The 11823-nt window shown below is 67.8% G+C and carries 12 protein-coding genes; 8 read left to right on the top strand and 4 right to left on the bottom strand.

Annotated features, from left to right (window positions below; all coding sequences use genetic code 11):
- The first annotated feature begins 561 nt into the window (after positions 1–561).
- The 5 genes from ACIQUT_RS07640 (at position 562) to ACIQUT_RS07620 (ending at position 3524) form a co-directional block, all read left to right on the top strand.
- Entirely contained in the window at positions 562–1086 is a 525-nt protein-coding gene (locus tag ACIQUT_RS07640; protein ID WP_403560443.1) for a DUF6879 family protein, read from the top strand.
- 18 nt (positions 1087–1104) lie between these two features.
- The gene (locus ACIQUT_RS07635) at positions 1105–1953 is read left to right on the top strand and encodes a helix-turn-helix domain-containing protein (protein WP_403560441.1); all 849 of its coding nucleotides are present in this window, start codon (positions 1105–1107) and stop codon (positions 1951–1953) included.
- A 303-nt stretch (positions 1954–2256) separates the two neighbouring features.
- Positions 2257–2469, top strand: a complete 213-nt coding sequence (locus ACIQUT_RS07630) for a hypothetical protein (RefSeq protein WP_403560439.1) — start codon at positions 2257–2259, stop codon at positions 2467–2469.
- A 273-nt stretch (positions 2470–2742) separates the two neighbouring features.
- Positions 2743–2967 carry a DUF397 domain-containing protein gene (locus tag ACIQUT_RS07625; RefSeq protein ID WP_403560438.1) on the top strand — a complete coding sequence of 75 codons (225 nt, stop codon included), beginning with the start codon at positions 2743–2745 and terminating at the stop codon, positions 2965–2967.
- Positions 2968–3047: 80 nt separating this feature from the next.
- Positions 3048–3524, top strand: coding sequence for a hypothetical protein (locus ACIQUT_RS07620; protein WP_403560436.1), 477 nt, complete (start codon positions 3048–3050; stop codon positions 3522–3524).
- 52 nt (positions 3525–3576) lie between these two features.
- Here the strand turns inward: ACIQUT_RS07620 and ACIQUT_RS07615 are convergent, their stop codons facing one another.
- The gene (locus ACIQUT_RS07615) at positions 3577–4410 is read right to left on the bottom strand and encodes a recombinase family protein (RefSeq protein ID WP_403560434.1); all 834 of its coding nucleotides are present in this window, start codon (positions 4408–4410) and stop codon (positions 3577–3579) included.
- A 1087-nt stretch (positions 4411–5497) separates the two neighbouring features.
- On the opposite strand from ACIQUT_RS07615, the gene ACIQUT_RS07610 reads away from it, so the two are divergent.
- The gene (locus ACIQUT_RS07610) at positions 5498–6562 is read left to right on the top strand and encodes a DUF1269 domain-containing protein (RefSeq protein WP_403560432.1); all 1065 of its coding nucleotides are present in this window, start codon (positions 5498–5500) and stop codon (positions 6560–6562) included.
- A gap of 32 nt (positions 6563–6594) precedes the next feature.
- On the opposite strand, the gene ACIQUT_RS07605 is transcribed toward ACIQUT_RS07610, so the two are convergent.
- The 3 genes from ACIQUT_RS07605 to ACIQUT_RS07595 form a co-directional block, all read right to left on the bottom strand.
- A complete protein-coding gene (locus ACIQUT_RS07605; protein ID WP_403560430.1) occupies positions 6595–6771 on the bottom strand; it encodes a hypothetical protein in 177 nt (58 codons plus the stop codon).
- A gap of 390 nt (positions 6772–7161) precedes the next feature.
- Positions 7162–7521, bottom strand: a complete 360-nt coding sequence (locus ACIQUT_RS07600) for a hypothetical protein (protein ID WP_328790457.1) — start codon at positions 7519–7521, stop codon at positions 7162–7164.
- 397 nt (positions 7522–7918) lie between these two features.
- A complete protein-coding gene (locus tag ACIQUT_RS07595; RefSeq protein WP_403560428.1) occupies positions 7919–9493 on the bottom strand; it encodes a recombinase family protein in 1575 nt (524 codons plus the stop codon).
- A 184-nt stretch (positions 9494–9677) separates the two neighbouring features.
- On the opposite strand from ACIQUT_RS07595, the gene ACIQUT_RS07590 reads away from it, so the two are divergent.
- Positions 9678–10697, top strand: a complete 1020-nt coding sequence (locus ACIQUT_RS07590; protein WP_403560426.1) for a hypothetical protein — start codon at positions 9678–9680, stop codon at positions 10695–10697.
- Positions 10698–10925: 228 nt separating this feature from the next.
- Positions 10926–11708, top strand: a complete 783-nt coding sequence (locus ACIQUT_RS07585) for a TIGR03936 family radical SAM-associated protein (protein ID WP_403560425.1) — start codon at positions 10926–10928, stop codon at positions 11706–11708.
- The last annotated feature ends 115 nt before the right edge of the window (positions 11709–11823 follow it).

Below are 11823 nucleotides of genomic sequence, written 5' to 3'. Positions count from 1 at the left end.
CCAGCGGCGATGCCGTCCAGAGGATGGCTGACACGCTCGCTGGCATGAGCGAGGCGGAGCGTACCGAGATCCTTCGGGAGCTCGGGACGAGGGGGCGGGAGCAGGCTTCCCGCCCTGTGCGGCGCACGCCGCTCCCTGCTCCTCGGCAAGATCCGGGCATCGTCTCGGCGGTCGAGTGGGTGTAGCTGAACAGAGGCGTCCGGGCCGTAAGAGTCCGGGCGCCTTCTGCGTGGGGCCGATGGACAGCTTCGGGTCGGATCGGGGTGAACGCGCCCTCTTGACCCGCAGGTTCCGACAGAGTGAAGGTCGTGCAACCAGGCGCAACGCGCTCGACAGGGAGGGACGCCATGGCCTTACGGTTCGTCGGTAAAGATCCCGAGTCCGGAGATCACGGATCACCCGCTGTGTGGGTGGACCAGGAGTCGAAGGATCTTGTGATCCAGGGGTGGACGGCAGACGAGCGGACCACGGGCGAGAGCTCGCGGGATGTGCCGATCCCCGGGCATGAGTCGGTGATCAGGGTTCCGAAGCGGATGATCCCGCTTCTCAGGGAGGCGCTCCGTGTCGCAGAGTCTGACTGACTTCTCTGACCTCATCAGGTCAGTGCGGGAGTCAGCCGTGCATCTTGAGATGCGCGACACGTACGGCGTTGAGAACGAGATCGAAGGCTTCGCCGCGTGGAAGCAAGGGCGCCGGCTCGACCCGGAGGACCGGGGTTCGTGGTGGCGTCCGTGGCTCGACCTGGTTCAGGAGGTCACGGCCAAGGGTGTGGTCATCCGACGTGCCCGCATCGTCTCGGAGCCCGTCAGTGATTACATCGCCTTCGAGCATTCGGGCACCTTCACGAACGTGGCTGCTGGGGAGCAGATCCGTTGGCTGCCCCGTCGCCACGCCTCGGACCTTGCCCTGCCGGGTAACGACTTCTGGTTGTTCGACGGCCGTCTTGTTCAGTTCAACGTCTTCGATGGAGTCGGCCGATGGGTCCACACTGACCAGACGGAAGAGCCTGCCGCAGTTGAGCTGTGCGTGTCGGCGTTCGAAGCAGTGTGGGAGCGAGCCATCCCGCACGAGAAGTACGCCGTCTGATTCCTGACCGGTCAGCTCATGCCTTCCTCTCCGCTCTCCAGCGCCCAAGCGGCGCGAGCCGCTGTGGCTGCCCGCTTGCAGGGCCTCATGCAAGACGCTGGCCTGACAGGGCATGAGCTGGCCGCTCGGTGCGGCTGGCACAAGTCGAAGTCATTCCGGATCGCGCGGGGCAAGACGCCGCCCTCGGACGCAGACATCCGTTCCTGGTGCGCTGCCTGCGGGGCGGACGATCACGCGGCTGATCTGATCGCTGCGTCCCGAAACGCAGAGTCGATGTACGTCGAGTGGCGGCAGATCCACCGTGACGGGATGCGGCGCGTTCATGAGCAGACTGTCCCGCTGTACCAGCGGACTCGCTCCTTTCGCGTGTACGCCTCGAACGTCATGCCGGGGATGCTCCAGACCCCCGGCTACGCGACAGGGCTTCTGCGGTCCATCACGGCGTTCCAGGGGACCCCGGACGACGTGGCCGACGCGGTGAAGGCTCGGGCCCAACGGTCCCGCGTGATCCGGGAAGGGGACCATCGGTTCGCCCTGGTGCTCGAAGAGACGGTTCTCTACTACCGGGTGAGCGACGATGCCGCGATGGCGGCCCAGCTTGAACACGTGCTCTCGGTGATGGGGCAGCCGAACGTATCCCTCGGCATCATCCCCGCACGGGCTCGCCGTACCGTCTGGCCGCTCGAAGCCTTCTACGCCTTCGACGACCGACAGGTGGCGGTGGAGACTCTCACCGCAGAGATCAACCTGACCACCCCCGGCGAGATCCGTACGTACCTCCGGGCCTTCTCCGAACTGTCCCGATCCGCCGTGCGCGGCACGGAAGCCCGCGCCCTGATCACGAAGGCTCTCGCTGCCCTCGGGTGAATCCGTGCAACCGCGTGCAACAGCGTGGACCCCTTACGACCCCGCTCCCTACGGTCTGTTCATCGACCTCGGAAGCGACAGGGAGGGCGCGGCGGTGACGAAGACAGAACCCACGCGATGGCAGGAAGTACCGGTAGAACTGCCGATCCGGGAGGAGCGCCCTCCGCCCCGTCCGGTACCTGGCTGCCCCGAGTGCGCGCGGCTCGGCCAGCTCCGTAAGGCAGCGGGCATGGAGCACGACAGGACCACGGTCGCCGACTGCAACATCCTGCTCCGTATGCACGGGACCGGCCACTGATGGACATGCAGACGTGGAGAGATGCCAGGGCTCAGGCGACAGACGCGACGGAGTCCATACGCGCGGCACTCGCCGCGCTCGGCGTTCCCGAGTCCGCGTGGAGCAGCGTCCGGCCCGTGGTGACGCACACCGGGCAGGCATACGTCCACCTCGGGATGATCCGCGCTGATGCGGTCGAGCAGATCGCAGAGGCGCTGCGGGTGCCCTCGGCTTCCTGAACCGCCACAGAATCCTGTCACCGCTGCCCTCCCGGCGGGAGGCAGGTAGTCCCCCGATCGACAAGCCGTTGAGCAGAGGCAGGACGTGTCTCGTCTGGGTTGACGTGCCCAGGTTCCGGCCCGGTCCGCTCCTTGACTGGAGTGCCGCCCTGGGCGGTGAGGGCAACCGCTTCGGGCCCCGGGAAACCGAAGTACCCATCGACTCCCGCCCATCACGGGCGGGGTGCAGCCGGCACTCGCTCGGCTGTGAAGCAGATCAGGAAGGGCACAACGATGACCGACCTGTACGGGCTCCCCATCGAGGGAGCCGAGTTCTCGAAGGCGTGCGGCGGCAGTACCCACCCGGACGGCGAGGCGTGCGTGACCTTCGCGAAGATCGGGCCGGACGCGTGGGCCGTGGGCGACAGCAAGCGCCCGAGCGCTGAGCCGCTGCGCTTCACCACGGCCGAGCTGGACGCGGCGGGTATCGACCCCGCCCGCTTCGACCTCTCCGCCTGATCCACGGCACCACCTGAACTGACGGCCCCGCCCTCACGCCGACGGGCGGGGCCGTCGTCATCCCTCGGAACGGAGCAGCGGTGCACCACCACGGTTACGCATGGGTGGGGGAGAAGAAGACGTTCGACAGGGAGAGCGTCCGCAGACCGGCCGGACAGGCCCCGACCGCAAGCAGCGAGATGGAGGTACATGACCGGTACCGAGAAGCCGTGGCCGTGTTCCCGGCTACCGACGTGCCCCCGATCCAGACGGCGCACTGGCTCATGAAACCGCCCTCGATGATCCGAGGGACGTGGGAGGAACCCAAGGAAGCCGGTGAGTGGCTCGGCCTTCAGCTCGCAGAGTTCGCCCCCCGATTCGCGTCTGAGGAGGATCGGGAAGTGACCAGGTTGGTTCTCCTGGTGAAGGGTGCAGTCGAGCGGCTCACGTGGGGAGGAGACGTGTCCCTCGGCCACTACCTGAAGGGCACTGTCTTCCACTCGGTCGCCCTTGTGACGTGCTCGCCAAACCGTGCTGCTCCAGCCCTGCCCTGCCCCGCCCAGCAGGCCCGCACATGACAGCGGCCCCCGGCGTATGCCGAGGGCCCGTCTGCGTCCGTGTGCGCCTGTCTCAGGCGCTCTCTCCGAGGTGCCGGTACAACGTGGCACGACCGATTCCCAGGGCCTTGGCGATGGCTGTGACGCTCTCTCCCTTGGCGTACCGGGCACGGGCTACGGCAAGCCTGTCGTCGTCCACGACGGACGGACGCCCACCGACGTTGCCCTTACGGGCCGCAGCTTCCAACCCTTCCAACGTCTTCTCCCGGATGCCTTCCCGCTCCACCTCAGCACTGACGGCGAGCACGGCGAACACGATCGCGCCTGCCCCGTTCGGGTCGTACACACCCTGAAGGGGGCCGGACAGGAGTTCCAGTTGGATGCCGTCCGCCTGAAGGGTGGAAGACAGCGTCATCAGCTCTGACGCGCTGCGGGCAAGACGCTTCATCTCGACCACGGTCAGGATGACCGGCTGATTTGGCGCAGCTGCCTTGATCTCCCGTGCCAGGGTGAGCGCCTTCTCAAGCTCCGGCCGCTCCTTCACACGGGTACTGATCTTCTCCGAGAACACGCGGGTGCAGTCGGCACGGGCAAGCATGTCCAACTGAGACTGAAGTTCCTGTCCCACGGTTGAGCAACGGGCGTAGCCCAGCCGGATCGCTGCGCCCGGTATCGCGTCAGACACCTGTGTGACGGGAGCGCCTGCCGTCCATGCCTTGCCGGGGTTGCGGTCGGCCGGAGTCTTCACGGTCAGTTCCGCCTTGAGTGACGGCACCAGGGCGAAGCGGCCCGTGTGGTAGTTCGCCGCTACCTTGCCCGTCGTCGTACGGCAGGGGCTACCAGCAGGGGCATCGCACTTCGGGCAGGCGTGACGTTCGACCTGTGCGGCCGGGGTGTTCGTGGTCATGACGAGACCGTCTCACAAACGTGTCCCGAAAGCCAGTCCGGAGGGGGATGTTTCGGGACGGGTTACGGGACATCCGAGCGTGGGCGAAACGGACACGCCCCGAGCCTTGCTCGTCCGTCCCGAAAACGAAGGTTTGCGAGACGCCCCGTCGTGAGGGGTCGTGATTCTGGTGCTCATGCTCAAGCGGGGCGTTGGTGCGCCGCGTCTCTGGCTTGCCCTCTGCCCTGACTGCCTGCCCTGTCGGGAGGCTGCCTGCCAGCCTGCCGCTTCGCTCCTGTCTCCGTGTGAGGCGTGCGGACTGTCGGCCGTGCGGAGGGGTGCACAGCCGTTCGCCTCCGCGTGGCACGGGTCTGCCTGCCGGCGGCTGACGGAAGGGCAGGGCGACGGCGAAGGGGGTGGGGGTATGACCCCCGACGGGGGCCTTGCCCGACCGCCATGTCTTGGCGGCTCAGATCCTGCCACGGTTTCAGACCCCGTCAGGGCGGCGGAGTGAGGCAACGGCGGAGAAGATGCAGGTAAGAGAGCTGCGCCCGGCGTAGCCGGCGCTCAGGGACTGCGCAAGAGTGAGCCTCAATTGATGGCGCTTCCTGAAATCGGCCACCCCCTGCTCAGGGGGGAACCCAGACCTGCTCGATGGATCTCCCCACCCACACGGCATCTGACCTGCGGACGGGCGTGTATCACGGAATGGATCTTCCGTGCAGGGGTTCGGGTGACGGCTCACTGATCCGGTGTCTCCTCGACTGCCGTCCGCCGCGTGCCAATTGAGTTCGTAACACCTGGCACTCCGCGCAGACGATCGACGCAGGCGGCCGGAGCGCCTCCGCGCCTGCCCGCCCCCTGAACTTCATCAGCTCAGAGTGTCGCATCGAACACCGACAGTCCTCAAAGGGTCACCGGAGCCCGCTGGCACCTGCGTCCTGTTGCTGGCCTACTGGTAGTGAGAGGGCGAAAGCGACACATGAGCTGGCGGTCTTGGCCGACGCGATGCCGCACATGGACCCTTCGAGTTCCTTGGCCCTTCGAAGGCTGCTGCCTGCCGGAACCAGGCCGGGCTCCGGCGAGATGGATCACGAGGTGCGTGCACATGACGTTTGTCGAGAAGCACCGATTCGCCGGTGGCCGGACCGAGCGCGACCTGCTGAAGATCTCCTGGGAGGGTGAGATTTTCGGGGTCGGGCTGTTCGAGACGCTGACCGAGATGTATCCGCAGCATGCCGAGCAGTTCACAGCGTGCGCGACGATGGAGTGGTTCAACGTCCACTACTGCGAGCCCTTCGGCCACGACGCGGGCGTGCACGTCACCCTGGCGCAGGCCGAGAAGCTGGGCAGGGAAGGCGCGGCGCTCGCGCGCGGTCTGCACTCCTTCAAGACAGTGGCCAAGCTGACGGCCGAGGAGACCCGTGAGGTCGATCCGCTGTACAAGATGATGGCCAAGCACGCCCATACGCCTGAGCTCAAGGCGCTCGCCGAGGACCTGCTCGAACACGAGGACGCGATGCGGGACTGGCTCAAGTCCGAGCTGGAGGGGAACTCTGACGGTGGCGCGAAGATCTTCGCCTACCTCGATCGCCACGGGATCTCGCGAGAAGAGGCAGTGACGCCCCGCAAGGCAAGGGAGGACCTGGGGGGTGACAGGCAGCAACTCGTCCTCGCGTTCTTCCCCGACGAGGAATCCGCCGACCAGGCGGCGCGGTCGCTGAAGAACTGGGAAAAGGCCACCGAGTACATGAAGGTCGACGCGATCGGTGTGCTTGTCAGGGACAGCCACGGCAAGGTCAAGGAGCACAAGCTAGGCCGGAGGGCCGGGAAGAAGGGGATGGGGGTCGGCGTGGCGCTCGGCGTGATCGCGGCCATCCCCACCGGCGGCCTGTCCCTGGCAGGGGGTGCGCTCGCCGCCGGGGCCGGAGGCGGCGTGATCGGCGAGTTCTTCCACAAAGGTCTCAAGATGACCGACGAGGACATGGAAAGCATCGGCCGCGAACTTGACGACGGTGGTGCAGCCGTCGGGGTCCTCACCTGGGACTTTGAGACCGACGCCGTCGCGGGGAAGCTCAAGGACCTGGGCGGAACGATTCAGACTCTTGAAGTCGCTCACGTGGAGACCGAGGTGCAGGGGCACACGGCAACGGAGGCGGGACAAGAGAAATGAAACGATCTTGAAAGGCTGTCCGTGCCCGGGCATCAGTCTCGGGGGCCGAGGATCTGCCGTTCGAGCCGTTCCATCAGGTCGGGGTCGGTGCCGCTGCCGGGCCTGTTGAGGTCCACGCGGGTCGGCCGCCGCGGGGCGATGATCTCTGGCCCGGCCGGTGCCTCGTTCTGAGGCGACGAGCAGCCCTGGCCGATTCCAGAGATCCTCATCATCATCGAGGCTTGTCGTCTGTTGCTTCCCGTTGTGGCCGCGTAGCGGCCCCTTGCCCAAGCGCCTTGCCTTGAAGCCTTGAGGTAGTGGGGCGCGGTAGCGCCCCCGCTTGGCCAGCTCTCTGGTCTTCCTGATGTCGACCCCTTCGGGGCCGCTTACGTAAAGCCTGCTTCCGCCTCTGCCTCTTCTCCGATGCGCTTGCGGTTGGGGCGCTGCGCGCCCGTTCCCTTCGCCGCTGACATGTAAGTGCGTACGTGCCTTCCTTCCTCCCCTTCGGGGCCGCGCTGGTGAAGCCAAAAAGAAAAGAGAGGGCGTGAACGTCTCCGCAGGTGAGATGCCGACTCGGTACACGTGCGGCGTGTGCTCGCTGCACGTGAGCGATGTAGCGATCACCGGTCAAGGTGCAGGCGGCACGGTACGGGTGCGCCCTTCCTCTTCTGGAACAGGTAGTAGGGGAGGAGCAGACAGGCAGCCCCCGACCGGGGAGAGACAAGATCGAGTTGTTTGGCCCGGGCCAGAGCGTTGTTCGTGCTCTGATCGGACAGGGGCTTGCCCTCCTTGCCCAACAGGGCGGCGAGCTTGCCGGGACCGAAGCTGGCGTGCCCGTGGCGGTCGGCCCACCCGAGGGCCGCGAAGTGGATGCGGTAGGCGAGCGGGTGTCGGGCGTCTCGGGCCATACGCTGGTACTCCTGCTGGGAGACGCCGCCCCACGTGCGGCCCTGCCCGAAGTCGATGCTGCTCGAAGTCATCGGCCGGTCGCTTCGGTGCCGGCGCAGTCGTCGTGTGCCTCTCCGTCCAGGAGCGGTGATGCGCAGACCTCACAGGTCCAGACGATCTCGATGGTGATGTTCAAGGGCGGCGACCTCCTGGCGGCGGCCAAGTCAGCGCGTAGCTGTGCCTCGGCGGGTGAGTGGAAGTCGCGCAGTACCGTCCTGCGCTTCGGGGTGCCCTCGGCTTCCCCTGCCAGCCCCTCGGGATGGCGGCCCCTTCATGGAGTGGCCAGCTCTACCGCCGTCACACGGCGGGAGCTACGGTGTCCGCTCCTGGAAGGAGCGGGAGGATCTTCTTACACGGCGTGTTGTTCGGTCGTCAACCTGGTCGACCGAGCCCCCGCCCTTCGCGCGACAGGGCAGGGGCACGGGTCCGTCAGAGCTTGGCGGCGAACTCGTCGCTCTTGATGACGAGACGCTCTTGCACGTCGCGAGGGATCTTCAGACGCAGGTGCACGGACGGAGCGCGCACGCCCTTGACCCTGGTCCGAGTCACCTCGCACGTGACGCCGACGCGGCGCAGATCCTCGGCCATGGCTTCCATGCCGCCGGACTCCCATACTTCGCGGAACGTCTTCCCGTTGTGGACGAGCGTCCAACGGTCCTGCGTGGTCTCGGGGTCGATCGCGGTCAGCTCGTCGGTCAGCTTGTCGAGCGTCTTCTCCGCCTGCTCCTGAGTGAACCGCGTCTTCGTGTAGCGACCTCCCGGCTCAAGGCCCGTCATGTAGTAGGTGATGGCCTCTTCAAGCCGCTTCACCTCGGCCCGAGCCTCCGCCCCCTGCGCGTACTCCCGAACCTGTACGGGGAAGTCGCCGAGGACTCGCAGCACGTCGTTCACGAGCACGTCGTACACACCCTGTGGATCGGGTGCGCCGAACCCTCCGCTCTTGCACTTCTGGCACCGGAGGTACTGGTACTGGCCGAACTTGTTGGTCGTGACATGCACGGTCATGTTCGACGTGCAGTCGGCACAGGTGAGGACTCCCGGGAACTGCGTCGCGCCGTGCGTCTGGCGCTGGGGTTGGTTCTTGCCGCGCCGGTCGATGGCCTCCTGGAGTTCGTCGTACTCCTCCTTGGTGAAGATGGGCTCGGCCACCCTGATCGGCTTGCCGTCGTGCCCGAGTATCAGCTTCGAGCGGCGTACGCCGCCGTTCTTGTTCTCCTCCACCCGGTAGCCCATGAGGGCCGGGTTACGGAGGCGCCGGAGGAGAGTCGAGGTAGTGAGCCCTGGGGACATGAGCCCGGAGCGGACGAGGCACAGAGCCATGCGGCGGGCGGACACGCCACGAAGGGCCATGCGGCGAGCCCAGTGCAGCGCCTTGTATGCGTTCGGCTCGATGGCGAGGGACGGCTTGCCGTTCTTCTTCGCGGTGACGAAGCCGTACGCAGGCTTGCCGACGAACCAAGCGTCCTGGGTTCGCGTGTAGTCCCACAGCGACGCGACCCGGGTCGACGTGTTCGCCGCCTCGATCTCGGCGATACCTCCGATGAGCGTGACCATCATCCGGCCGACGGTCGATTCGAGGTCGATGCTGTCGTTCTTCGACACGAGGTTCTTCCCGTACCGCTCGCACCACTCGATCATGGTCGAGAGATCCGACATGCGGCGGATGAACCTGTCCAGTTTCCAGAAGAGCAGGACATCGAACTCCGGGGCCCGGTTGTTGAGCCACTCGCCCAGCTCCTTCCGCTTCCACGGCGGAACCTTCGTCGCCGACACGTTGAGATCGGAAGCGATGCCGACGACGCGGCATCCCTTCTCTCTGGCCAGGAGGCGGAGGTCCAGCTCTTGGCGTACCGGCGACGTGGTGTCCTCGGTGAGAACGGACAGGCGGATGGACAGCAGGGCGCGCGGAGCGTCCGCAGGGAGTAGACCCTCCGCCTTCTTCAGGTCCTCCAAGAGGGCCAGGTCTGAGGCAGTCCACTCCGTCTCGACGGCATACGTCTTCATGGGCGGGAGCGTATGTATGGATGTAGGCATGTGTCCATCTGCCCTCAGATGGACACCCACATCCAGATCGGTCCCACCGGCAAGAAGATGTTGCCGCTGACGGTCGTCAAGTAGCCCGGAGCAGCCCGTGCGCCAAAGCCCTCCGCCGTGCAACGGCGGGGGGCTTTCGCGTGTCCTTAGCTGCATGGAACTCGACAAACGTCCCTCCGGGCAGGGCGACGGCTGCCTCGTGGGGGTGCTGCGGATCCCCGCCAAGGTGATCGCGGTGCTGATCGTGCTGCCCGTACGGGTGGTGTGGGACCTGCTCGCCGCGTTCGGGCGGGCCGTGCACCGGCACGTCCTCGGACCGCTGTGGACCCACGTCCTCGAACCGCTGTGCCGCGGAATCGGGTGGGTGCTGACCGTCCTGTTCAAGCTGGCGTTCGTCTGGCCTTGGGTGGGCCTGTGGCGGTACGTGCTCCGGCCGGTCGGGCAGGGGGTGGCGTGGCTGGCGCGGGGCGCGTACGCGTACCTGCTCGTACCGGTCGGGCGCGGGCTGGCGTGGCTGGCCGCGGCGGTCCACCGGTGGCTGCTGCGGCCCGTGGGGCTGGGTGCGGCCTGGCTGGTCGCCGCCGTCTACGGGTATCTGCTCAGGCCGGTCGGGATCGCCGTGGCCTGGCTGGTCACCGGCGGGTACCGGTACGGGCTCGTGCCGCTCGGGCTGGGCGTCGTGTGGCTGGCCCGGGCCGTGTACCAGTGGCTCGTCGTCCCGGTGGGGCAGGCCGTGGTGTGGACGGTGGCAGCGGTCTGGCGCTGGGTGTTCGTGCCGGTGGGACAGGCCGTGGTGTGGACCGTGACGGCGGTCTGGCGGTGGGTTTTCGTGCCGGTGGGGCGGGGTATGGCCTGGACCGGTACTGCGGTGTGGCGGTGGGTGTTCGTGCCCGTCGGCGCCGCGTTCGTCTGGCTGGCGCGCGGGGTGTACGCGTACGTGCTCGCGCCGGTCGGCCGGCTGTTCGCGTGGGCCTGGCACGTGGCCGGGCGGATCGTCAAGGCAGTGGGGCGGGGGATCGCCCTGGTGTGGCGGGCCCTGGTCGTGTGGCCCTGCAGGCAGGTCTACCGTCACGTCCTCACCCCCGTCGGGCACGTCCTGCGGGACGCCGCGCGCACGGTCCGCGCGACCGTGCGGCAGGTACGCGCCGAGGTGCGGCGGGCCCTCCTGGGGTGACCGGCCCCGGGAACCGGCGAGGTCACGGGCGCGTACTCTGGGTAGTACGACAGCCTGGGCCGCGTCCCGCCCCCGAGCGCTCCCTGCACACCCGGCAGGGGTGAGCCGGAGGGCACGGAACCGCCCGCAGGCTCACCGGACCTCAGGGCAGCGCGCGAGCCGCGCCGCCCCGCACAAGGAGAAGAACCACTGGGCAAGCGACAGCCCGAAGGCCCGCCCCCCGCACCGGTGGCGCAGCGCATCCGACTGCGCTACACCAAGCGCGGCCGCCTCCGGTTCACCAGCCACCGGGACTTCCAGCGCGCGTTCGAGCGCGCCCTGCGCCGCGCCGAGGTGCCCATGGCGTACTCGGCCGGCTTCACACCGCACCCCCGCGTCTCGTACGCGAACGCCGCCCCGACCGGCACCGGAAGCGAGGCCGAGTACCTGGAGATCGCGCTCACCGAGCCCCGCGACCCGGAGAAGCTCCGTGAGCTGCTCGACGAGTCGATGCCGGTCGGCCTGGACATCGTCGACGCCGTGGAGGTCCGCACCTCCGGGCTCGCGGACCGGCTCACCGCCTCCGTGTGGGAGCTGCGGCTGGACGGTGTCGACACGGCCGAGGCCGCCCGCGCGGTCGAGGCCTACCTCGCCGCCGGCACGGTCGAGGTGCAGCGCCGCACCAAGAACGGCATGCGCACCTTCGACACCCGAGGGGCCGTTGCGACCCTCGACGTCCTTCCGGTCCCCGCTGATAGGCCGGTGGACAATGCCTGTGCGATACTGCGGCTGGTTGTTCGGCATCTGACACCTGCCGTACGACCCGACGACGTCCTGTCCGGTCTCCGAGCTGTGGCCGACCTGGCGCCGCCGGTCCCCGCAGCGGTGACCAGGCTGGCGCAGGGGCTCTTCGACGAGGAGTCCGGCACGGTGACCGACCCGCTCGCGCCCGACCGCGAGGCTGACACGGCCGCTTCACCCACGGCCGCCGTGACCGCCGACGCGAAGGCGCCGGAAGGTCCCGCCGCGTAGGGAACGCCGTCGCTGCGCCGCCCTGGCACTCGGGAGCCACCTGGGTCCGGCAGCGCACCCACCTGAAGACTTCCGCCAGGCCGTACGGACAAGGCGTACGGAACCGGCGGCCATG

It is taken from the genome of Streptomyces sp. NPDC090445, from assembly GCF_044769385.1.
Classification (GTDB): domain Bacteria; phylum Actinomycetota; class Actinomycetes; order Streptomycetales; family Streptomycetaceae; genus Streptomyces.
The sequence above is the reverse complement of the archived record's forward strand: the minus strand, read 5'-3'. Positions and strand labels throughout refer to the sequence as shown.

Excerpts from the sequence above, each read along its gene's own strand:
- ACIQUT_RS07635 (WP_403560441.1), top strand. The coding sequence starts at position 1,105 with ATGCCTTCCTCTCCGCTCTCCAGCGCCCAAGCGGCGCGAGCCGCTGTG.
- ACIQUT_RS07630 (WP_403560439.1), top strand. The coding sequence starts at position 2,257 with ATGCAGACGTGGAGAGATGCCAGGGCTCAGGCGACAGACGCGACGGAG.
- ACIQUT_RS07625 (WP_403560438.1), top strand. The coding sequence starts at position 2,743 with ATGACCGACCTGTACGGGCTCCCCATCGAGGGAGCCGAGTTCTCGAAG.
- ACIQUT_RS07615 (WP_403560434.1), bottom strand. The coding sequence starts at position 4,410 with ATGACCACGAACACCCCGGCCGCACAGGTCGAACGTCACGCCTGCCCG.
- ACIQUT_RS07610 (WP_403560432.1), top strand. The coding sequence starts at position 5,498 with ATGACGTTTGTCGAGAAGCACCGATTCGCCGGTGGCCGGACCGAGCGC.
- ACIQUT_RS07605 (WP_403560430.1), bottom strand. The coding sequence starts at position 6,771 with ATGAGGATCTCTGGAATCGGCCAGGGCTGCTCGTCGCCTCAGAACGAG.
- ACIQUT_RS07600 (WP_328790457.1), bottom strand. The coding sequence starts at position 7,521 with ATGACTTCGAGCAGCATCGACTTCGGGCAGGGCCGCACGTGGGGCGGC.
- ACIQUT_RS07595 (WP_403560428.1), bottom strand. The coding sequence starts at position 9,493 with ATGAAGACGTATGCCGTCGAGACGGAGTGGACTGCCTCAGACCTGGCC.
- ACIQUT_RS07590 (WP_403560426.1), top strand. The coding sequence starts at position 9,678 with ATGGAACTCGACAAACGTCCCTCCGGGCAGGGCGACGGCTGCCTCGTG.